The sequence below is a fragment of the Micromonospora sp. NPDC005237 genome (assembly GCF_040607775.1).
Taxonomy (GTDB): Bacteria; Actinomycetota; Actinomycetes; order Mycobacteriales; family Micromonosporaceae; genus Micromonospora.
On sequence record NZ_JBEXHJ010000013.1, the window covers coordinates 17,161 to 37,676 of the forward strand.

Consider the following 20,516-nt stretch of genomic DNA (forward strand, 5'->3'; position numbering starts at 1 on the left):
CGTGGCTCAGCGGGGCTGACCATCGGCCCGGCCACGACTAGGAGGATCGCTATCTCGCACAGCGATCACCTCCTGCAAGTCGGCCGGGCCGGAACGTCGATGAGCGTACACCTGAGCCGGCGCCGGCACGCACTCGGCCGACCGGTCGGCAACCGCTCCACCGCCCGGCCGACGCCACCGGTCCGGGCGGTCCGCCGACCCGTGTCGGCGGCCCGTGCGCACGACGGTGACCAGCACCGCGGCGAGCAGGGGCAGCCAGCAGAACCGGGCCAGCACCCACGCCGGACCGTCCGGCGCGGTGTGCAGCCCGGGCAGGGCCAGGCCACCCCGGGCGGTGAGCGCCGTCACCGTGACACGGGTCGCTGGCGTCGCCCCGGGGAGCCGTTTCCCGGCTGGCCCTGTGGGACTACTCGCCGGCGGCGACCAGACCCGTCTCGTACGCCAGCACCACGGCCTGGGCCCGGTCGCGCAGCCCCAGCTTGGCCAGGATCCGCCCCACGTGCGTCTTCACGGTCTGCTCCGCCACCACCAGGTCACCGGCAATCTCCGCGTTGTTGCGCCCCCGGGCGATCAACCGCAGCACCTCGGTCTCGCGGGGCGTGAGCCCGGCCAGGTCGGTGGGGCGGGGTCGGCGGCGGTCCGGGCGGGCCGCGAACTCGGCGATCAGTCGGCGGGTCACCGCCGGGGCGAGCAGCGCGTCCCCGGCCGCCACCACCCGCACCGCCTGCACCAGGTCGGCCGCCGGCGCGTCCTTGAGCAGGAAGCCGCTGGCACCGGCGCGCAGCGCCTCGTACACGTAGTCGTCCAGGTCGAACGTCGTGAGGATGAGCACCCGGGGGCGCTGCGCCGATCGGTCGCCCAGCAGCTTGCGGGTGGCCTCCAGCCCGTCCATGACCGGCATCCGCACGTCCATCAGCACCACGTCCGGGTCGAGCCGGCGGGCGGCGGCGACGGCCTGCGCGCCGTCGGCGGCGTCACCCACCACGAGCAGGTCCGGCTGGGCGGCGAGCAACGCGCCGAAGCCCTGCCGGACCATCGCCTGGTCGTCGGCGATCAGCACCTTGATCATGCGTCTCCGCTCTCCGGCTCGTACGGCAGTTCGGCCGCCACCGCGTAACCGCCGTCGGGCAGCGGCCCGGCGGTGAACGTACCGCCCAGTGAGGTGGCCCGCTCCCGCATGCCGGTCAGCCCGTGCCCCGGGCTGCCGTCGGCGGTCGGTCGGGCGTCGGTCGGGGAGTTCTCGACGCGTACTCCCAGACCGGATTGGCGGGCGCGGACGGTGACGCGCACCGCGGCGCCGGCCGCGTGCCGGGCCGCGTTCGCCAGCCCCTCCTGCACGATGCGGTACGCGGCCAGCCCGACCGGCGCGGGCACCCGCCCGTCGCCCAGCGGGTCGACGTCCAGGGTCACCGGCAGCCCGGCGCGACGGGCCGCGTCCACCATCGGGCCCAGGTCGGTCAGGTCGGGCTGCGGAGCGGTCTGCGGACCGGTGGCCTCGCTGCGCAGCACCCCCAGCAGCCGCCGCATGTCGGTCAGCGCGTCGCGGGCCGAGCCGGCGATGGCGGCGAATTCGGCGGCGGCCGGCGCCGGCACGTCGGTCAGCCGGTACGGCGCGGTCTCGGCCTGCACCGCGATCAGCGACATGTGGTGGGCCACCACGTCGTGCAGTTCGCGGGCGATCCGGGTGCGCTCCTCCAGCACCGCGCGGCGCTCCTGCTCCCGCTCGCTCAACTCGGTCTGCGCGGCCAGCGCCCGCCGGGACAGCCGGTTGCGCCGGATCAGGTCACCGACGATCGCCAGCGCGCCGAGCAGCGCCAGGACGGCGGCCCGGTTCTCCGCGCGCACCAGGGTGAGCACCGGCACCGCGGTGATCGCCACCACCCAGGCCAGCACCGGCCGGTCGACCCGCGCGACGACGACCGCGACCACCGCGACCGAGCCGAGCGCCAGCGGCGGCGTCCACGGTCCGGGCAGGTCGGCCGGGGCGTTGAACGTGCACACCAGCAGGGCCAGCACCGTGAGCCGCCAGGCCAGCAGCGGACGCCGGGGCAGCGCCAGCAGCGGCGCCACGGTCAGCGCCGCGAACAGCACCGCGATCGGAACCGGCAGACCCCAGTTGCTCTCCACGGTGAGCGTGATCCAGAAGAGGCCGAGCGCGGCGAGCAGCCCGACCGGGGCGGCGGGTCGGGCGAGCCGGGGCCAGCGGGCCAGCAGCGGTCGACCGGGCGGGGCGTCCGGGCCCCACAGGGTCTGCCGCAACGCCCGCAGGGCCACGGCGATCGGTTGCCGGTTCACCACCCGGAGGGTACGGGCAGAGCCCATCACGGGGCGTGCCACCAGGGGTTGATCCCGGTGTCGTACCACGGTGTGACGCGGCTCCCGTTAGCGCTTACCTGCCGGTAACGCCTAGGCTCCGACGCGTCCGTGCTGACCATTCGCAAGGGGGAACCGTGGCCCGTACCGTGCTGGTGACCGGGGGTAACCGGGGGATCGGCCTGGCCATCGCGCAGGCCTTCGCCAAGCAGGGCGATCGGGTGGCGGTCACCCACCGCAGCGGCGATGCCCCCGACGGGCTGTTCGGCGTGCGCGCCGACGTCACCGACGCGGCCTCGATCGACGCCGCGTTCACCGCCGTCGAGGCCGAGCTGGGTCCGGTCGAGGTGGTGGTCGCCAACGCCGGCATGACCGACGACACCCTGCTGCTGCGGATGTCCGAGGAGCAGTTCACCGGTGTGCTGGACACCAACCTCACCGGCGCGTTCCGGGTCGCCAAGCGGGCCTCCGGCAAGATGCTGCGGGCCAAGTGGGGCCGGATGATCTTCATCTCCTCGGTGGTGGGTCTCTCCGGCGGCGCGGGTCAGGTCAACTACGCCGCCAGCAAGGCCGGCCTGGTCGGCGTGGCCCGCTCGATCACCCGGGAGCTGGGCAGCCGCAACATCACCGCGAACGTGGTGGCGCCCGGCTTCATCGACACCGACATGACCGCCAGCCTCAGCGACGACCGCAAGGCGGAGATCCGCAAGTCCATCCCGGCCGGCCGGATGGCCAGCCCGGACGAGGTGGCCGCCGTGGTCACCTGGCTGGCCTCGGACAGCGCCGGGTACGTCTCCGGCGCCGTGATCCCGGTCGACGGCGGCCTCGGCATGGGCCACTGACCAGCGCTTCGACAACGTACGGAGGAAACCCTGCATGTCCGGACTGCTCGCCGGTAAGCGGCTGCTCGTCACCGGTGTGATCACCGAGGCTTCGATCGCCTTCTCGGTGGCGAAACTCGCTCAGGAGAACGGCGCGCAGGTCGTGCTGACCGGCTTCGGACGGCTCTCCCTGGTCGAGCGGATCGCCAAGCGGCTGCCCGAGCCCGCGCCGGTGATCGAGGTCGACGTGACCAACACCGAGCACCTGGCCAGCCTCGCCGACCGGGTACGGGAGCACGTCGACGGTCTCGACGGCGTCGTGCACTCGATCGGCTTCGCCCCGCAGAGCTGCCTCGGCGGCGGCTTCCTCGACGCCCCCTGGGAGGACGTGGCGACCGCCCTGCACGTCTCCACCTTCTCGTACAAGTCGCTGGCCATGGCGGCGCTGCCGCTGATGTCGGCCGGCGGCGCGGTGGTCGGCCTGACCTTCGACGCGACGAAGGCGTGGCCGGTCTACGACTGGATGGGCGTGGCCAAGGCCGGCCTGGAGTCCGCGTCCCGCTACCTCGCCATGCACCTGGGCAAGCAGGGCATCCGCAGCAACCTGGTGGCCGCCGGGCCGCTGCGTACCATCGCCGCGAAGTCGATCCCCGGCTTCGACCAGTTCGAGGAGGCCTGGGCCGGGCGGGCTCCGCTGGGCTGGAGCCTCACCGACCAGGAGCCGGCCGCCCGGGCCTGCCTGGCGCTGCTCTCCGACTGGTTCCCGGCCACCACCGGCGAGATCGTCCACGTCGACGGCGGCTACCACGCCGTCGGTTCCTGACGCTGCGCCGCGACGCTCCCTGGTCGCCGTCCGCGTGATCTACGCGTCCGGACCAGGGGGCGTCGCCGGGCCGCCGCGGCCGAGGGGCGAGAATGACCCCATGGCGTACGACGCGGTGGTGCTGGTGTCCTTCGGCGGGCCCGAACGGCCCGAGGACGTGATGCCGTTCCTGCAGAACGTGACCCGCGGCCGAGGCGTGCCGCCCGAGCGGCTGGCCGAGGTCGCCGAGCACTACCAGCACTTCGGCGGGGTGTCCCCGATCAACCAGCAGAACCGTGAGCTGCTGGCGGCCGTCCGCGCCGACTTCGCCGCGCACGGTCTCGACCTGCCCATCTACTGGGGCAACCGCAACTGGGACCCGATGCTCGCCGACACCGTGACGCAGATGCGCGACGACGGGGTGACCCGGGCGCTGGCCTTCGTCACCAGCGCGTACGGCGGCTACTCGTCCTGCCGGCAGTACCAGGAGGACATCGCCGCCGCCCGCGCCGCCGTCGGCCCGGACGCCCCGGCGATCGAGAAGATCCGCCAGTTCTGGGACCACCCCGGTTTCATCGAGCCGCACATCGACGCCGTCCGTGCCGCGCTGGGCCAGCTCGACCAGGCGTTGCGGGACACCACCCGGCTGGTGTTCACCGCCCACTCCATCCCCACCTCGATGGCGGCCAACGCCGGCCCGCACGGCGGCCGGTACGAGGCGCAACTGCGGGAGGCCGCCGCGCTGGTGGCCGCTGCCGCCGCCCCCGACCTGGCGTACGACCTGGTCTGGCAGAGCCGTTCGGGCCCCCCGCACGTGCCGTGGCTGGACCCGGACATCAACGACCACCTGGGCACCCTCGCCGAGGGCGGCACCACCAGCGTGGTGGTCAGCCCGATCGGGTTCGTCTCCGACCACCTGGAAGTCGTGTGGGACCTCGACACCGAGGCGCTGGAGACGGCCAAGCAACTCGGCCTGGACTTCGTCCGGGCCGGCACCCCGGGCACCGACCCGCGCTTCGTGACCATGGTCCGGGAGCTGGTCACCGAGCGGACCGACCCGGACGGCGCGCAGCTGCGTCGTCGCCTCGGCGACCTGCCGATGTGGGACACCTGCCCGACCGTGTGCTGCGTACCGACCCGCCGTCCGACGCCCGCTGGGAGCACCGATGCATGACCGCAAGCCCGTGCAGAGCTGGCTCACCGACATGGACGGTGTGCTGGTGCACGAGGGCCAGCCGGTGCCCGGCGCACCGGAGTTCGTCAACCGGCTGCGCGCCTCCGGCAAGCCGTTCCTGGTGCTGACCAACAACTCGATCTACACCCCGCGGGACCTCACGGCCCGGTTGAGCCGGATGGGTCTGGACGTGCCGGAGGAGTCGATCTGGTCTTCGGCCCTGGCCACCGGCCAGTTCCTCGCCGACCAGCGGCCGGGTGGCACCGCGTACGTCATCGGGGAGGCCGGCCTGACCACCGCGCTGCACGCGGTCGGCTACGTGCTCACCGACTTCGCCCCAGACTACGTGGTGCTCGGCGAGACCCGCACCTACAGCTTCGAGGCGATCACCAAGGCGGTGCGGCTGATCAACGACGGGGCCCGGTTCATCTGCACCAACCCCGACGTGACCGGCCCGTCGGTGGAGGGCGCGCTGCCCGCCGCCGGCTCGGTCGCCGCCATGATCTCCAAGGCGACCGGGGTGGAGCCGTACTTCGTCGGCAAGCCCAATCCGATGATGATGCGCTCCGCGCTGAACACCATCAACGCGCACTCGGAGACCACCGCGATGATCGGCGACCGGATGGACACCGACATCCTCTGTGGTCTGGAGGCCGGGCTGGAGACCATCCTGGTGCTCACCGGCATCAGCAGCCGTACCGAGGCGGAGCGCTACCCGTACCGACCGTCCCGGATCATCAACTCGGTGGCCGACCTGCTCGACGAGGTCTGACCGCGCGGCGCGCTGATGATCGCGCTCGAACATGGATGTAGTGCCCGTGCGCGCCGGAGCCACGACATCCTGGATCGAGCGCGATCATGCCCGGCGCGGGCGATGATCGCGGGCGGCGTGGGTCAGGGGCGTAGCGGGGCGTTGCAGGCGGCGACCAGCGCCTGCCGGCAGGCCGTGGTGAGCGGGCGCAGCGCGGCGTCGCGCTGCTGGGCCTCGTAGTTGTTGATCGCCCCACCGGGGGCGGCGTGCCCGGCCAGCGCGAGCACCCGGTCGAGCACCGCGGCCCGGGCGAAGAGCCGGCGGGCCCGCGGGTCGAAGCCGGGTGGCAGGTCGGTGGCGCCGTCCGGGCGGCGCAGCGCGGCCAGCGCTCCGGCCAACTCGGGCCGCCACTGGGCCACGTCGAGCCGGGTCAGCGCGGCGGTGGTCTCGGCCAGCGCGGCGGCCAGCTCGGCCTCCGCCTCGGCGGCGCCGGGCAGCGACAGCGAGGCGGCCGGGGCGTTGGCCGGCAGCGGGTACACCCGCCACAGCACCGTCTCGAAACAGTCCCCCGAGCCGGACGTGTGGCTGCGCACCTGCGGGATCAGACCCAGCCCACCGGCCACCACCGCCTCGCCCGCCACCAGGGCCGCCCCGGCGAAGTCCCCGGGACCGGGCAGACCCCGTGGGTCACCCGGCGCGGGCAGCACCAGACGGATCTCGTCGGGGGAGAGCTTGGCCAGGGTGGGCAGCGCGGCGCCCAGCGGGACGTCGGTCCAGGTGCCGGGGGCGTCCGCAACGAGGTGCTCCTCGTCACCGGCGATGGCGTCGGCGACCTCGTCGTACGGCACCAGCCCGGCGCGCCACGCGCGCACCCAGGCAACGAACCGGCTCGACCGGCGCGGCGCAAGCGTGGCCGCGCCCGTTGCGGGGGTGGACATGCCGAAAGGGTACGTGGTCATCGGTGGCCGTGTCTCGACTGCCGCTCCGGCCGCCCTGCCTGCCCCGAACTGCCCCCTTCGCCCGATCCGCGCCCGCAGCGCGGCCCGCTGATCCGCGGTTGACCGTCAGCCGCCGGGGCGCGGCGCTGCGACCCCGTCCCGCGTACCTCCCTGAGCGCTGGCGCAGCCGCAGACCTCGATGGGGTGGCGCGGTGTGTCGGGGGGCGGGGTGCTGGTGGGGGCGTTAGCGTGATCGACATGGCGGGGCGATACGGCGAGGACGTGCTGGCGGGGGACTGGCGGCGGCGGAAGGTCACCCCCGAGGTGGACGCCGAACCGGATCTCGTGGTGGAGGACGCCGACTCCGGGTTCTGCGGTGCGGTGGTGGGCTTCGAGGCCGGCGCGGTCGTGTTGGAGGACCGGCGCGGCCGGCGACGCAACTTCCCGCTGCTGCCCGCGGCGTTCCTGCTCGACGGCCGGCCGGTGACGTTGCGCCGCCCGAGCCGCGCGCCGGTGCCGGCGGCCCGCCGACGTACCGCGTCCGGTTCGGTGGCGGTGGACAATGTTCGCGCCCAGGTGGCCAAGGCCAGTCGGATCTGGGTGGAGGGCATCCACGACGCCGCCCTCGTCGAGCGGATCTGGGGCGACGACCTGCGGATCGAGGGCGTGGTGGTCGAGCCGTTGGACGGCATCGACGACCTGGACGCCGACGTACGCGACTTCGGCCCCGGCCCGACCCGACGACTCGGCGTGCTCGTCGACCACCTGGTGCCGGGCAGCAAGGAGAGCCGCATCGTGGCCCGGGTCAACTCGTCGTACGTGCTGGTGACCGGCCACCCGTACGTGGACGTCTGGCAGGCGGTCAAACCGGCGGCGCTGGGTATCGCGGCGTGGCCGGTCGTGCCGCCGGGGCAGCCGTGGAAGGAGGGGGTCTGCGCGGCCCTCGGGGTGGCCGAGCCGGCCGACATGTGGCGGCACATCCTGTCCCGGGTGAACAGCTTCGCCGACGTGGAGACCCCCCTGATCAACGCCATGGAACGCCTCATCGACTTCGTCACCGAGCCAGCCTGACCCGACGCCCGACGCCCGACGCCCGACGCCCGACGCCCGACGCCCGACGCCCGACGCCCGACGCCCGACGCCCCGGCGGCGTGCCGGGGCGACGGGCGGGCGGTTCTCAGGGCTCCTGGTCGGGGCTGCGGGTGTAGACGAAGGTGGCGATGTCCAGCGCGACCGCGCGGCCCTGTCCGTCGCGGCGCACCGTGAGGATTTCGCCGTCCTGCCCACCGGCCCGACCCCGCCAGCGGTCCGGGCCCTCGGGAACGAACCGGAGGTTCGGTGCGCCGACCGGGCCGGCGTGCAGGTCGCCGGCTGCGTCCGCGTACACCTCGATGGTGGTGCCCATCCACCACCAGCGGCCGGTCAGCTCGGCGAGTTCGGCCGGCGGCGGGGCGGTGGCCGGCAGCCACGGGGTGACCGGGGCGGGTTCGGCGTCCAGCACCAGCGTGAGCAGTTGCCGGCCCAGCCCGCCGATGTGGCCGGTACGGAAACCGTAGGAGTTGGCGAAGCCGACGACAGCGGTGCGGCTGGGCCGGTGCACGGCCAGCGACGCGACGTAGCCGGGCATGGAGCCGCCGTGTCCGACGTACACCCGGTCGCCTTCCCGGAAGAGCTCCACCCCGAGGCCGTGGCCGTGTCTCCAGGACTCCTGATCGCTGATCACCACGGGCGAGCACATCTCGGTAAGCGTCTCGGGGGCCAGCACCGACGGGTCGGGGTCGGCCAGGAACGCCGCCCAGCGGCCCAGGTCCTCGATCGTCGACCAGAGCTGCCCGGCCGGGGCCATCGCCCCGGTGTCGGTACGCGGCTCCTCGCGCAGAGTGTCGTGCCAGGGGTGCACGACGTAGCCACGGGCGAACGGCTCGCTGGCCGCGTACGTGGTGCGGCGCAGGCCCAGCGGGGTGAGGATCCGCTCGTTGAGCAGGTCGGCCCAGGGCGTCCCGGTGAGTCGTTCGAGGATGCCGCTGAGCAACCCGTACGCCAGGTTGGAGTAGTGGTAGGTGAGGTGCGGCGGGTAGGCGATCTTGTCGGGGGTGACCCCGGCGAGCAGGGTGGTGAGGTCGACGCCGGCGGCCCGTTCCCACCAGTCGCCCTCGGGTTCGCGCTGGATGCCGCTGGCGTGCGCGAGCAGTTGGCGCAGGGTGAGCGCGCCGACGCTGGTGCCCGGCAGGTGGCGCTCCACCGGGTCGTCGACGGCGAGCCGGCCCGCGTCGCGCAACTGCATGATCAGGGTCGCGGTCATGGTCTTGCTGATCGAGCCCAACCGGTACTGCAGGTCGGCGTGCGGGCGGGGGTGCGCGCCGGCGGTGGCCAGGTGCGCCAGCGTGCCGTCGCACACCACGCCCAGCACCAGCGACGGGGTGTGGCCGTCGGCCTGGGCCTGCGCGACCCGGGCGTCGATCTGCCGGGCGGTCTCGGGCAGCAGCGTCAAGGGGATCTCCTGGGGTCGGGCCGCTGGTCGGTGGCGTTTCGGCGGGCCGGAAAGGGGCCTGGCCGAGCCTACTGATCTTCGGGGGGAGGTCGCGCGTGCGTTTGCGTGTCACGATCAGGGGGTGGACGCCGTGGTGTGGATCGTTTTGGGTGTGGTGCTGGCGGTCGCCGAGATCTTCACGACGACCCTCTTTCTCATCATGTTCGGGCTCGGCGCCTTCGCCGCCGCCGGTGCCGCCGCTCTGGGTGCGCCGGTGGCCGTGCAGGCCCTGGTCTTCGCGGTGGTGTCCGCGTTGAGCCTGGTGGTGGCGCGACCGGTGATCAAGCGGCACCGCCGTTCGGCGCTGGAGAGCGGCGAACAGCCGTTCGGCGTGGAGGCGATCGAGGGCTCCACGGCGCTGGTGCTGGAGCGGGTGGACGCCGACAGTGGCCTCGTCAAGATCGACGGGGAGCTGTGGAGTGCCCGGCCGTACGACACGACGCAGACTTTCGAGCCCGGCGAGCGGGTTCGGGTGATTAAGGTCCGGGGCGCGACCGCCCTGGTCTGGCAGGACGATGTTTCTTCCGCCGGCGACTTGCCGGAAGCGAGAGGGTGAACGGGATGACAACAGTCGGGGTGCTGGTGATCGCGGTGGCGTTGATCGCCGTGATAACGCTGGCCAAGGCGGTGCGGATCGTGCCGCAGCAGCGCCAGGACGTGGTGGAACGACTCGGCAAGTACAAGCGCACCCTCAATCCCGGCCTCAACCTGCTGGTGCCGTTCATCGACGCGGTTCGCACCAAGGTCGACATGCGGGAGCAGGTGGTCAGCTTCCCGCCGCAGCCGGTGATCACCTCGGACAACCTGGTGGTCTCGATCGACACGGTTCTGTACTTCAAGGTGGTCGACTCGGTCCGGGCGACCTACGAGATCTCCAGCTTCCTCCAGGCCATCGAGCAGTTGACAGTCACCACGTTGCGTAACGTGATCGGTTCCCTGGACCTGGAGCGGGCACTGACCAGCCGGGACGAGATCAACCGGCACCTCTCGGGCGTGCTCGACGAGACCACCGGCCGGTGGGGCATCAAGGTGACCCGGGTCGAGATCAAGGCGATCGAGCCGCCGGCCAGCATCCGCGACTCGATGGAGAAGCAGATGCGCGCCGAGCGGGACCGCCGTGCGGCGATCCTGACCGCCGAGGGCCACAAGCAGTCGGTGATCCTCACCGCCGAGGGTGACAAGCAGTCGGCGGTGTTGCGGGCCGACGGTGACCGGCAGGCCCGGATCCTGCAGGCCGAAGGTCAGGCGAAGGCGATCCGGACGGTCTTCGACGCGATCCACCAGGCGAACCCGAGCCAGAAGGTGCTCGCCTACCAGTACCTGCAGGCCCTCCCGCAGATCGCCCAGGGCAGCGCCAACAAGGTCTGGATCATCCCGGCCGAGCTGACCAAGGCCCTGGAGGGGATGGGTGGCGCGCTCGGTGGGCTGAGCCAGATGGTCGGGGACCTTCCCGCGCCGGAGGCCGCCGACCACGCGAGCCAGGTGGAGCGCGAGGCCGCGGAGGCGGCGCAGGCCGCGGCGGACGCCGCTCAGCAGATCCACGACGAGGTACGCGTCGCCGAGGCGCAGGCCACCGGCGGCAACAAGCCGCAGGGGCTGCCCGCGCCGGAGCCGGTCGCCCCGGCCAGCCTGACCGAGGACCCGGCCGACCAGCGCGAGCGCGGCTGATCCGGCACGTCGGCCGGACAGGGCGAGCCTCGAACGGAGGCTCCGGCCCACGGCCTTAATGCGAAAAATGCTCATGGGGCGCTCCGATGCCTGCCACGATCGGTCCTAGGACGGGTGGTGACCAGGCAATCGGGGCGCCCCGGCGCGTCTCGCACCGCTCGCGGACGAGCGAGGTGACGCATGAAGGATCCGGCGAATCGGATGTGGTCCTCGGCCCCGGTGCCCGGCGCGCACGACCCGGTCGCCCCACTGGGCTCCCGGAGCACCGGTGGAGGATTCGGCGTACTGCCCTTCGTGGGCGAGCCGACCCCGGGCGCCCCGGCCACGAATGCCAGCTGGGCCTGGTCGGTACGCCGGTTCGCGCGGGCCGCGGTGTGGCTGCTGCCCGCGTACGCCATTCTCTACGGCGCGGTGGCGATGGCCAGCGACGGCGGGGTGGGCAACGACCCCTATCCGGCCGACGGCCGGGCCGTGTATCTGATCGGCTGGGTGGCCGCGGTCTGGCTCGGCCTGCTCGCGCTCCTGGCCCTCACGGGCCTGCTGGCCGCCACGCGCAGCCGCCGGGTGGCCGCCGCCGGCCTGCTGATCAGCATCGCCGGCACCGTGCTGATGCTGCCCTTCGCCGGGCTCGAAGAGCAGACGCCGGTCTTCGGTACCACCGCGCGCTCGCTGGTCCTGCTCGGCGCGACGTTCTACAGCGTGGGCTGGTTCCTCACCGGGTGGGCGGTGGCCCGCTCGGGCACCTTCAGCCTCGGCGACGGAATCATGCTGATCATCGCCGCACCGCTGCTCGGCCTGGGAGGTGCCCTGATCGGCTCGCTACAGACGTTCGGCGCGATCTTCGTGCTGATCGCCGGCATCGGCATCGGCTACCGCTCCGGCCGCCTGATGCCCCGCGAAACCGCCCGAGACGCCGCCAACGCCAGCCTGAGCACCCCAAACCCCTGAAGCGCCCGCGCGGGCGTCCTCCCGCTGCCGTTGATCATGAAGTTATTGCCTTCGGCCTCGGCGTGTCGTGGCAATAACTTCATGATCAACGCGGGCCGGGGGCTGGGCGGGTGCTGGGCGGGGGCCGTGAAGTTGGTGACAGTTGGGAGGCGGGGGTGGTCGGTTGGCGGTTTTTGTGGCAATCCTGGGGAGCATGGCCGCCTCTCGCTCGCCGCTGTCGCGGCTGTTCACCGTGCTGCTCGCCGGCGTGCTGGCCGGGCTCGCCCTGGCCGTCGCCGCGCTCCCGGGCAACCTGCTGGTCGGGTTCGCCGCGCGCGCCGCGATCGGGTCGTACGCCGCGTTGCCGGCCTCGCTGAAGACCCCGGCCACCCCGCAGCGCTCGTACCTCTACGCCAACGACGGCAAGACGCTGCTCACCACGTTCTACGACGTGAACCGCACCGACGTCGCGCTGGCGGACATCGCCCCGGTGATGCGGCAGGCGATCGTGGCGGCCGAGGACCGGCGGTTCTACGACCACGGCGGCGCGGACCTGCGGGGCCTGGCCCGAGCGCTGGTCGCCAACGTCAAGGGCGGCGGCACCGAGCAGGGCGGCTCCACGCTGACCATGCAGTACGTCCGCAACGTGCTCAAGACCGACCCCACCCGCACGCCGCAGGAGCGCGCCGCCGCCACCGACCCGACCGTCGGCCGCAAGCTCCAGGAGATCCGGTACGCGGGCGCGCTGGAGAAGAGCCTCGGCAAGGACGAGATTCTCAACCGGTACCTGAACATCGCCTACTTCGGCTCCGGGTCGTACGGGATCGCGGCGGCCAGCCAGCGCTACTTCGGCAAGCCGCCGGCGAACCTGACCCTCGCCGAGTCGGCGTTGCTCGCCGGCCTGGTGCAGTCCCCGGACGCGTACAGCCCGATCAGCGGCGACAAGGACGAGGCGCTGGCCCGCCGGTCGTACGTGCTGGACTCGATGGCCGCCACCGGCGCGATCACCGCCGCGCAGGCCGCGCAGGCCAAGGCGGAGCCGCTGACCCTGCACCCGACCGCGCAGCCCAACGGCTGCACCGCCGTCGCCCAGGGCCACGACGACTGGGGCTACTTCTGTGACTACCTGCGCCAGTGGTGGCTGACCCAGCCGGCCTTCGGCGCCACCACCGCCGAGCGCGAGCAGGCCCTGCGCTCGGGCGGCTACACCGTCGTCACCTCGCTCGATCCGCAGGTCCAGGCCACCGCGCAGCAGCAGGCCACCAAGGTGTACGGGTACGACAACAAGCGCGCCCTGCCGATCGCGGCCGTGCAGCCGGGCACCGGTCGGGTGCTGGCGATGGCGGTCAACCGGCACTACAGCCTCGCCGACAACCCGGCCGGGCAGGCGAACTACCCGAACACCGTCAACCCGTTGATCTCCGGTGGGGCCAGTGTCGACGGCTACCAGGCGGGTTCGACGTTCAAGCTGTTCACCATGCTCGCCGCGCTGGAGTCGGGCCGTACCCTCTCCACCGGGTTCGACGCGCCCGCCAAGCTGCCCACCCGGTACGCCGCCGAGGGGCCGGGCAGTTGCGACGGCCGCTGGTGCCCGGCGAACGCCAACCCGGACTGGATGGACGGGTACCGGATGATGTGGGACGGCTTCGGCCGTTCGGTGAACACCTACTTCGTCTGGCTGGCCGAGCAGGTCGGCCAGGACAAGGTGGTGGAGATGGCGCAGCGGCTGGGCATCACCTTCCGCGCCGACACGGACGCCGCCTTCGCCAAGGACAACGCCGCGAACTGGGGGTCGTTCACCCTGGGCGTCGCCGCCACCACCCCGCTGGACCTGGCCAACGCGTACGCCACGGTGGCCGCCGAGGGCACCTACTGCACGCCGGTGCCGGTGGTCTCGGTGACCGACGCGAAGGGCGCGACGGTGCCGGTCGGCCAGCCGTCCTGCAAGCGGGTCCTCGACGCCGACGTGGCGCGCGCCGCGACCGATGCGGCCCGCTGCCCGGTGGGCCAGCAGTCGCCGTACGGGCAGTGCAACGGCGGCACCGCCACCGGCGTGAACGACATCCTCGGCGGTCGGCCGGTGGCCGGCAAGACGGGTAGCTCGGAGGAGAACGCCACCGAGACGTTCGTCGGTTTCACCCCGCAGGTGGCCGTCGCCGGCATCGCCGCCAACCCGGACGACCCCGCCGACTCGGTGGGTTCGGCGGTGCAGAGCAAGGTGATCGACGCGGTCGCCCGGGTCATCGCCACGGCGGTGAAGGGTCAGCCGGAGATGGCGTTCGTCGCGCCGAGCCGCGAGCTGGCCGGCGAGCCCCGCCGCCCGGTGGAGCGCCCCGCCGTCCCCGAGCGCCAGCAGCCCACCCAGGGCCAGGACCCGCGCTCGGCCCTGCAACGCTGGCTCGACCGGCGCGGCTGACCCGGCGGGGTCAGCGCTCGCGGCGGCGGGGGCGGTAGCTGGCGATCGTCGCGGGGAGGCCGCGGCGGATGATGCCGGCCCAGTCGGTGTCGCCCCGTAGCACCGCCGCCGCGGTCTTGCGGGCCTGCTCGGCGGTGAAGTGCGGCGGCAGCATCAGCTCGGCCGGGTCGACCAGCGCGTTGATGACGACCGGCCGGTCGGCGGTCAGCGCGCGCTCCCAGACGCCGGGCACCTGCTCCGGCGCGTCGATGAGCTCTCCGTGCAGCCCGAGCACCTGGGCCCACTGGTGATAGCCGATGTCCGGCAGCTGCTGGCTGTCCGGGAACATCGGTGTCCCCTCGCTGGAGCGCTGTTCCCAGCTTACGAACGCCAGGTCCCGGTTGTTGAGCACCAGCACCACGAACCGCGGGTCGGCCCAGCCGCGCCAGTACTTCGCCACGGTGATCAGCTCGTTGACGCCGTTCATCTGCATCGCCCCGTCGCCGATCAGCGCGACCAGTGGCCGGTCCGGGTGGGCGAACTTGGCGCTCAGGGCGTACGGCATGGCGCCACCCATGGACAGCAGCGTGCCGGAGAGGCTGGCCAGCATCCCGGGCCGGACCTGCACGTGCCGGGAGTACCAGGCGGTCGCGGTGCCGCAGTCCACGGCGAGCATCACGTCGTCGGGGAGCCGGTCGCTGAGCGTGGTGAACAGCAGTTGCGGGTTGACCGGGTCGGCGGTCTGCGCGGCCAGGTCGCGCTGGACGCGCCGCCAAGCCGAGGTGGTCTCGGCGATCTCGGCCCGCCAGGCGGTCGGCCCGGGGCCGGGGCCCAGCTCGTCCAGCAGCGCCCGCAGGGTCGGACGGGCGTCGCCGGTCAGGTTCACCTCGGTCGGGTAGCGCAGCCCGAGCTGGGTGCCGTCCAGGTCGATCTGCACCGCGCGGGCCTGACCGGGTGGCGGGTAGAACTCCGAGTACGGCATGTTGCTGCCCACGATCAGCAGCCGGTCGCAGCCGGTCATGAGCTGCCAGCTGGGCCGGGTGCCGAGCAGCCCGATCGCGCCGGTCACCCACGGCTCGCGATGGTCGACGACGGTGAAGCCGAGCAGCGCGGTTGCCACCCCGGCGCCGAGCCGGTGGGCGATCTCGCGGACCTCGTCCTGCGCGCCGAGCGCGCCCTGCCCGACCAGCATGGCCACCCGCTCGCCGCCGCGCAGCACCTCGGCGGCGCGGCGCAGGTCGGCCTGCGGCGGAATGGTCGGCGTGCTGCTCGGCACGTTGCTGGTGTGGTAGTAGCCGTGCGCGTGCGGCGGGTCCGGGATGGCCGGCTCGTCCTGCAGGTCCGACGGGAGCACCAGGGCGGTGACGGTACGCCGGGACAGCGCCGTGCGGCACGCCCGGTCGACGAGGTGACGCACCTGCGCCGGGTGGTCGAGCTGGGCCAGGAACGCCGCCGCGACGTCCTTGTAGAGGGCGAGGAGGTCGACCTCCTGGTAGTAGCCGCCGCCCTCGGCGGTCACCGCGGTGTGCCCGACGAGGGCGACCACCGGCTGGTGGTCGAGCTTGGCGTCGTACAGGCCGTTGAGCAGGTGGATGGCGCCGGGCCCGCTGGTCACCAGCGCGCAGCCCAGCGGCCCGCCGCCGTACTTGACGTGCGCGGAGGCGGCGAAGCCGGCGGTCTCCTCGTGCCGGACCTGGACGAACTGGGCGCGCTCGTTGGTGCGTTGCAGGGCGGAGGTGATGCCGTTGATGCCGTCGCCGGGATAGCCGAAGTAGCGCCGCACGCCCCAGCTGAACAGGCGGGAGACGATGTGGTCCGCGACGGTCGGTCGCCGGGGCAGCGCGCCCGCTTCGCCCGGTGCCATGTGGTCTGCGCTCACCTGGCTGGTCCTTCCCGTCGGGTCCGGTATTCCACCGGTCGTTCCCCGTCTCGACCGGACAAAACACCCCGTTGGGCGGCCATCCGGAGCGGGGGTCGGCCGTCCGGCAGAATCGGCGGGTGCCCGTCCACGAGATCACCGACCCCGACGACGACCGGATCGCCGACTACCGCGCGCTCACCGACGTCGAGCTACGCACCCGCTGGGAGCCTCCGCACGGCCTGTTCATCGCCGAGGGCGAGTTGGTGCTGCGCCGGGCGCTGCGCGCCGGCTATCCGGCCCGGTCGTACCTGGTCGACGCCAAGCGCGTCGACCAGCTCGCCGACCTGGACACCGGCGACGCGCCCGTCTACGCCGCCACCCAGGACGTGCTGCAACGGGCCACCGGTTTCCACGTACACCGGGGGGTGCTCGCGTCGTTCCACCGCCGCTCGCTGCCGACGGCGGCCGAGGTGCTCGCCGCCGCGCGCCGGGTGGTGATCCTGGAGGACGTCAACAACCACACGAACCTCGGCGCGATCTTCCGGGGCGCCGCCGCGCTGGGCATCGACGCCGTGCTGCTGTCGCCGTCCTGCGCCGATCCGCTCTACCGGCGCAGTGTGCGGGTCAGCATGGGCGAGGTCTTCGCGATGCCGTACGCCAAGCTCGAACGCTGGCCCACCGGCCTCGACGAGGTACGCGAGGCGGGCTTCACGGTGCTCGCCATGACGCCGGCGCCGGACGCCGTACCCATTCAGCGGTTGACCCCGGCGCAGCGCGCGCGGGCGGCGTTGCTGCTCGGCGCCGAGGGTCCCGGTCTCACCGCGGCGGCGCAGGCGGCCAGCGACGTGCGGGTGGTCGTCCCGATGCGACGCGGCGTGGACTCGTTGAACGTCGCCGCCGCGGCGGCGGTGGCGTTCTGGGAACTGGGTCGCGACGATCCGCTTGCATGACCATGCGTCTTGCTGAATAATCTTCCCCGTGTCCAAGGTTCTCACCTCCCTGCCCATCGGCGAACGTGTTGGCATCGCCTTCTCCGGCGGCCTCGACACCTCGGTCGCGGTCGCGTGGATGCGCGACAAGGGCGCCGTCCCCTGCGCCTACACCGCCGACATCGGCCAGTACGACGAGCCCGACATCGGCTCCGTGCCCGGCCGTGCGCTCAGCTACGGCGCCGAGGTCGCCCGGCTGGTCGACTGCCGCGCCGCCCTGGTCGAGGAGGGGCTGGCGGCGCTGACCTGCGGCGCCTTCCACATCCGCTCCGGCGGGCGGGCGTACTTCAACACCACCCCGCTGGGCCGGGCCGTGACCGGCACCCTGCTGGTGCGGGCGATGATCTCCGACGACGTCCAGATCTGGGGCGACGGCTCGACCTTCAAGGGCAACGACATCGAGCGGTTCTACCGCTACGGCCTGCTGGCCAACCCGCAGCTGCGCATCTACAAGCCGTGGCTCGACACCGACTTCGTCACCGAACTGGGTGGGCGTAAGGAGATGTCGGAGTGGCTGCTGGAGCGCGGCCTGCCGTACCGGGACAGCACCGAGAAGGCATACTCCACCGACGCCAACATCTGGGGCGCGACGCACGAGGCGAAGACCCTGGAGCACCTCGACACCGGCATCGAGACGGTCAGCCCGATCATGGGTGTCCGGTTCTGGGACCCGTCGGTGGAGATTCCGGCCGAGGACGTCACGATCGGGTTCGACCAGGGTCGCCCGGTGACGATCAACGGCAAGGAGTTCGGCAGCCCCGTCGACCTGGTGCTGGAGGCCAACGCCATCGGCGGCCGGCACGGCCTGGGCATGTCCGACCAGATCGAGAACCGGATCATCGAGGCCAAGAGCCGGGGCATCTACGAGGCGCCCGGCATGGCGCTGCTGCACGCCGCGTACGAGCGGCTGGTCAACGCCATCCACAACGAGGACACCCTGGCGAACTACCACAGCGAGGGCCGCCGCCTCGGTCGCCTGATGTACGAGGGCCGTTGGCTCGACCCGCAGGCGCTGATGCTGCGCGAGTCGTTGCAGCGCTGGGTCGGCACGGCGGTCACCGGCGAGGTGACGCTGCGGCTGCGCCGGGGCGAGGACTACTCGATCCTGGACACGACCGGCCCCGCGTTCAGCTACCACCCGGACAAGCTGTCGATGGAGCGCACCGAGGACTCGGCGTTCGGCCCGTCCGACCGGATCGGCCAGCTCACCATGCGCAACCTGGACATCGCCGACTCGCGGGCGAAGCTCGAGCAGTACGCCTCCCTCGGGATGGTCGGCGGCGCGGCACCCCAGCGGATGATCGGCGCCGCGCAGGCAGCCTCGACCGGGCTGATCGGCGCGATGCCCGAGGGCGGCGCGGAGGCCATCGCCTCCCGGGGCGTCGCCTCCGCCGCCGACGAGGCGCTCGACCGCGCCGCCATGGAGTTCGGCGTCGACTGAGCGGCCCCGGCACGTCGAGGTCCGGGGTCACGGACGGTAGCGTGGCGGCCGTGTTCCCTACCGTCCGTGAGGTCCTCGCCCTGGATCCCGTCCGCCACGGTGCTCCCCGCGTGGTCGCCGGGGACGCCGGGCTGGACCGGCCGGTCCGCTGGGTGCACGTCGCCGAGGTACCCGACATCGCCACCCTGCTCGGCGGCGGCGAGCTGGTGCTCACCACAGGCATCGGGTTGCCGGCCGACGACGCGGGCCTGCGCGCGTTCATCGGCGACCTCGCCGACGTCGGTGTCTCCGGGCTCGTCGTCGAACTGGGCCGCCGGTACGTCAGCGGCGTACCCCGGGTGATGGCCGCCGCCGCCGAGCGGCGCGGCCTGCCCCTGGTCGAGCTGCGCCGGGCCACCCCGTTCGTGCGGATCACCGAGGCGGTGCACGCGCTGATCGTCGACGCGCAGCTCACCGAGCTGCGGGCCGCCGAGGAGATCCACCAGCGGTTCACCGACCTCTCCGTCGAGGGCGCCGACGCGGCCGAGGTGATCCGGCAGGCTGCCGAGCTGTCCGGGTGCCCGGTCGTGCTGGAGAACCTGTCCCGGCAGGTCCTCGGGTACGACCCGGCGGGGGAGAGCGCCGAGCTGCTGCTGGACGGCTGGGAGCAGCACTCGCGGCGGATCCGGCCGGCCGGGCGCACCGCGTACGACCCGGACAGCGGCTGGCTGGTGACGGTCGTCGGCGCCCGAGGGCAGGACTGGGGGCGGTTGCTGCTGCGCTGGCCGGCCAGCGGAGACGCGCCCAGCGCTCGGTCTGGCGAGCCGACCGTCGCCCCGCCCACCCGGCTCACCATCCTCATCGAGCGGGCCGCGTCCACCCTCGCGCTGGGCCGGTTGATCCGCCGCGACGCCGAGGGGCTGGAACGGCAGCTGCACCGCACCCTGCTCACGGCGTTGCTCGACCACTCCCGACCGGTCGACGAGGTGGCGCTGCGCGCCAAGGCGCTCGGTGTGGCGCTGGACCGCAGGCACCTCGTCGGCGTGATGGTTCGCCACCGTGGCGACGACCCCGCCGGAGAGAACGGCCCCGAGGCCGGCCAGGCCCGGCTGCGGGACCTGTCCGAGGCCGTCGGCCAGGCACTGCGGGAGGCGAAGCTGACCGCGCTGACCAGCGCGGTCGACGACAACTCGGTGGGCGCGCTGCTGGCGCTGCCCGACGCGGCGGCCGAGGACCGCGCGCTGTCCGCGTTCGCCGGCGCACTTCGTCGGGTACGCCTCGACGCCGGCACGGGCCGGGCCACGTCCGCTGCCGATCCGTCCCGGCTGGGGTCGGGTGTCGACCCGCTGCGGGGTGGCGTCGGCGGCGCGTCGGCCGGACTGATCGTGGCCGCCGGGTCCGGGGTGAGCAGTCTGCGCGAGGCTCGACGGTCGCTCGTCGAGGCGCGGCAGATCGTCGAGGCGGCTCGACGGGACCGGCGTGACCTGCCGATCTTCCGACTGCCGCACGTGGGCCTCGCGGGGCTGCTGCACCTGCTGCGCGACGAGCCCCGGCTACAGACCTTCGTGGAGCGCGAACTCGGCCCACTGCTGGAGTACGACGCCCAGCACCCCCGGGAGCGGCTCCTCGACACCCTGCGCGCGTACCTGGAGCAGGGGCGCAACAAGTCCGCCGGCGCCGCGGCCGCCCACCTGTCCCGACCGGCCTTCTACGAACGCCTGGCCCGCATAGCCCGCATCCTCGACGTCGACCTCGACTCGGTAGAGGCAAGCCTCTCCCTGCACGTGGCCCTGCTGGCCCTGGAAGCAGTCCGCACCCCCTGACCCCCTCCCTCTCTGCCCCCCACCTCCCGCGTTGATCATGAAGTTATTGCCAAGACACGCCGATGAGAGTGGCAATAACTTCATGATCAACGGGGGGAGGGGGC

At 73.0% G+C, this 20,516-nt stretch carries 18 protein-coding genes; 12 read left to right on the forward strand and 6 right to left on the reverse strand.

Features of this window, described 5'->3' with window-relative positions; genetic code table 11:
• Nucleotides 1–6: 6 nt before the first annotated feature.
• The 3 genes from ABZT87_RS28610 to ABZT87_RS28620 are packed head-to-tail and all read right to left on the reverse strand — an operon-like array spanning nt 7 to nt 2,295.
• Nucleotides 7–348: a hypothetical protein gene (locus ABZT87_RS28610; protein WP_355067140.1), complete on the reverse strand. Its 342-nt coding sequence runs from the start codon at nt 346–348 to the stop codon at nt 7–9.
• Between the two features lie 58 nt (nt 349–406).
• Complete coding sequence (locus ABZT87_RS28615; RefSeq protein ID WP_354861699.1) at nt 407–1,069, reverse strand: response regulator transcription factor; 663 nt, start codon at nt 1,067–1,069, stop codon at nt 407–409.
• On the reverse strand, nt 1,066–2,295 hold the full coding sequence (locus tag ABZT87_RS28620; protein WP_355067141.1) for a histidine kinase: 1,230 nt from the start codon (nt 2,293–2,295) through the stop codon (nt 1,066–1,068). The genes ABZT87_RS28615 and ABZT87_RS28620 overlap by 4 nt, the downstream gene beginning before the upstream one ends.
• A gap of 155 nt (nt 2,296–2,450) precedes the next feature.
• Here ABZT87_RS28620 and fabG point away from each other — a divergent pair, with 155 nt between their 5' ends.
• The 4 genes from fabG to ABZT87_RS28640 all read left to right on the forward strand — a co-directional run bounded on the left by fabG (nt 2,451) and on the right by ABZT87_RS28640 (nt 5,882).
• Nucleotides 2,451–3,155, forward strand: a complete 705-nt coding sequence (gene fabG / locus ABZT87_RS28625) for a 3-oxoacyl-ACP reductase FabG (protein ID WP_354861702.1) — start codon at nt 2,451–2,453, stop codon at nt 3,153–3,155.
• A gap of 34 nt (nt 3,156–3,189) precedes the next feature.
• Nucleotides 3,190–3,957, forward strand: coding sequence for an enoyl-ACP reductase FabI (gene fabI / locus ABZT87_RS28630; protein ID WP_355067142.1), 768 nt, complete (start codon nt 3,190–3,192; stop codon nt 3,955–3,957).
• Between the two features lie 100 nt (nt 3,958–4,057).
• Complete coding sequence (locus ABZT87_RS28635; protein WP_355139368.1) at nt 4,058–5,110, forward strand: ferrochelatase; 1,053 nt, start codon at nt 4,058–4,060, stop codon at nt 5,108–5,110.
• Nucleotides 5,103–5,882, forward strand: coding sequence for an HAD-IIA family hydrolase (locus tag ABZT87_RS28640; protein ID WP_354861708.1), 780 nt, complete (start codon nt 5,103–5,105; stop codon nt 5,880–5,882). Before ABZT87_RS28635 ends, ABZT87_RS28640 begins: the two co-directional genes overlap by 8 nt.
• A 122-nt stretch (nt 5,883–6,004) precedes the next feature.
• Here the strand turns inward: ABZT87_RS28640 and ABZT87_RS28645 are convergent, their stop codons facing one another.
• Entirely contained in the window at nt 6,005–6,799 is a 795-nt protein-coding gene (locus ABZT87_RS28645) for a hypothetical protein (protein WP_039908695.1), read from the reverse strand.
• A gap of 258 nt (nt 6,800–7,057) precedes the next feature.
• Here ABZT87_RS28645 and ABZT87_RS28650 point away from each other — a divergent pair, with 258 nt between their 5' ends.
• Nucleotides 7,058–7,870: a DUF3097 domain-containing protein gene (locus tag ABZT87_RS28650; RefSeq protein WP_355139370.1), complete on the forward strand. Its 813-nt coding sequence runs from the start codon at nt 7,058–7,060 to the stop codon at nt 7,868–7,870.
• 106 nt (nt 7,871–7,976) lie between these two features.
• On the opposite strand, the gene ABZT87_RS28655 is transcribed toward ABZT87_RS28650, so the two are convergent.
• On the reverse strand, nt 7,977–9,290 hold the full coding sequence (locus ABZT87_RS28655; RefSeq protein WP_355139372.1) for a serine hydrolase domain-containing protein: 1,314 nt from the start codon (nt 9,288–9,290) through the stop codon (nt 7,977–7,979).
• A 121-nt stretch (nt 9,291–9,411) separates the two neighbouring features.
• On the opposite strand from ABZT87_RS28655, the gene ABZT87_RS28660 reads away from it, so the two are divergent.
• The 4 genes from ABZT87_RS28660 to ABZT87_RS28675 all read left to right on the forward strand — a co-directional run bounded on the left by ABZT87_RS28660 (nt 9,412) and on the right by ABZT87_RS28675 (nt 14,340).
• Nucleotides 9,412–9,885 (forward strand): NfeD family protein, encoded by a 474-nt coding sequence (locus ABZT87_RS28660; RefSeq protein WP_354861713.1) that lies wholly within the window; start codon nt 9,412–9,414, stop codon nt 9,883–9,885.
• Between the two features lie 5 nt (nt 9,886–9,890).
• The gene (locus ABZT87_RS28665) at nt 9,891–10,997 is read left to right on the forward strand and encodes an SPFH domain-containing protein (RefSeq protein ID WP_355139374.1); all 1,107 of its coding nucleotides are present in this window, start codon (nt 9,891–9,893) and stop codon (nt 10,995–10,997) included.
• A 180-nt stretch (nt 10,998–11,177) separates the two neighbouring features.
• Nucleotides 11,178–11,945 (forward strand): hypothetical protein, encoded by a 768-nt coding sequence (locus ABZT87_RS28670; RefSeq protein WP_354861717.1) that lies wholly within the window; start codon nt 11,178–11,180, stop codon nt 11,943–11,945.
• 193 nt (nt 11,946–12,138) lie between these two features.
• A complete protein-coding gene (locus tag ABZT87_RS28675) occupies nt 12,139–14,340 on the forward strand; it encodes a transglycosylase domain-containing protein (RefSeq protein ID WP_355139376.1) in 2,202 nt (733 codons plus the stop codon).
• 10 nt (nt 14,341–14,350) lie between these two features.
• Here ABZT87_RS28675 and ABZT87_RS28680 read toward each other — a convergent pair whose 3' ends face one another.
• A complete protein-coding gene (locus tag ABZT87_RS28680; protein WP_355139488.1) occupies nt 14,351–16,183 on the reverse strand; it encodes a thiamine pyrophosphate-requiring protein in 1,833 nt (610 codons plus the stop codon).
• Nucleotides 16,184–16,269: 86 nt separating this feature from the next.
• On the opposite strand from ABZT87_RS28680, the gene ABZT87_RS28685 reads away from it, so the two are divergent.
• From ABZT87_RS28685 to ABZT87_RS28695, 3 genes are read left to right on the forward strand one after another with little or no spacing between them, the layout of a single operon-like run.
• Complete coding sequence (locus ABZT87_RS28685; protein ID WP_354858433.1) at nt 16,270–17,130, forward strand: RNA methyltransferase; 861 nt, start codon at nt 16,270–16,272, stop codon at nt 17,128–17,130.
• 28 nt (nt 17,131–17,158) lie between these two features.
• A complete protein-coding gene (gene argG / locus ABZT87_RS28690) occupies nt 17,159–18,610 on the forward strand; it encodes an argininosuccinate synthase (protein ID WP_354858432.1) in 1,452 nt (483 codons plus the stop codon).
• Between the two features lie 41 nt (nt 18,611–18,651).
• Entirely contained in the window at nt 18,652–20,412 is a 1,761-nt protein-coding gene (locus ABZT87_RS28695) for a PucR family transcriptional regulator (RefSeq protein WP_355139378.1), read from the forward strand.
• Nucleotides 20,413–20,516 lie beyond the last annotated feature (104 nt).

Bases quoted from the DNA above. Each gene is read 5' to 3' on its own strand.
- ABZT87_RS28650 (WP_355139370.1), top strand. From the start codon at position 7,058: ATGGCGGGGCGATACGGCGAGGACGTGCTGGCGGGGGACTGGCGGCGG.
- ABZT87_RS28670 (WP_354861717.1), top strand. From the start codon at position 11,178: ATGAAGGATCCGGCGAATCGGATGTGGTCCTCGGCCCCGGTGCCCGGC.
- fabI (WP_355067142.1), top strand. From the start codon at position 3,190: ATGTCCGGACTGCTCGCCGGTAAGCGGCTGCTCGTCACCGGTGTGATC.
- ABZT87_RS28680 (WP_355139488.1), bottom strand. From the start codon at position 16,183: ATGGCACCGGGCGAAGCGGGCGCGCTGCCCCGGCGACCGACCGTCGCG.
- ABZT87_RS28640 (WP_354861708.1), top strand. From the start codon at position 5,103: ATGCATGACCGCAAGCCCGTGCAGAGCTGGCTCACCGACATGGACGGT.
- ABZT87_RS28645 (WP_039908695.1), bottom strand. From the start codon at position 6,799: ATGTCCACCCCCGCAACGGGCGCGGCCACGCTTGCGCCGCGCCGGTCG.
- ABZT87_RS28675 (WP_355139376.1), top strand. From the start codon at position 12,139: ATGGCCGCCTCTCGCTCGCCGCTGTCGCGGCTGTTCACCGTGCTGCTC.
- ABZT87_RS28665 (WP_355139374.1), top strand. From the start codon at position 9,891: ATGACAACAGTCGGGGTGCTGGTGATCGCGGTGGCGTTGATCGCCGTG.
- ABZT87_RS28635 (WP_355139368.1), top strand. From the start codon at position 4,058: ATGGCGTACGACGCGGTGGTGCTGGTGTCCTTCGGCGGGCCCGAACGG.
- ABZT87_RS28615 (WP_354861699.1), bottom strand. From the start codon at position 1,069: ATGATCAAGGTGCTGATCGCCGACGACCAGGCGATGGTCCGGCAGGGC.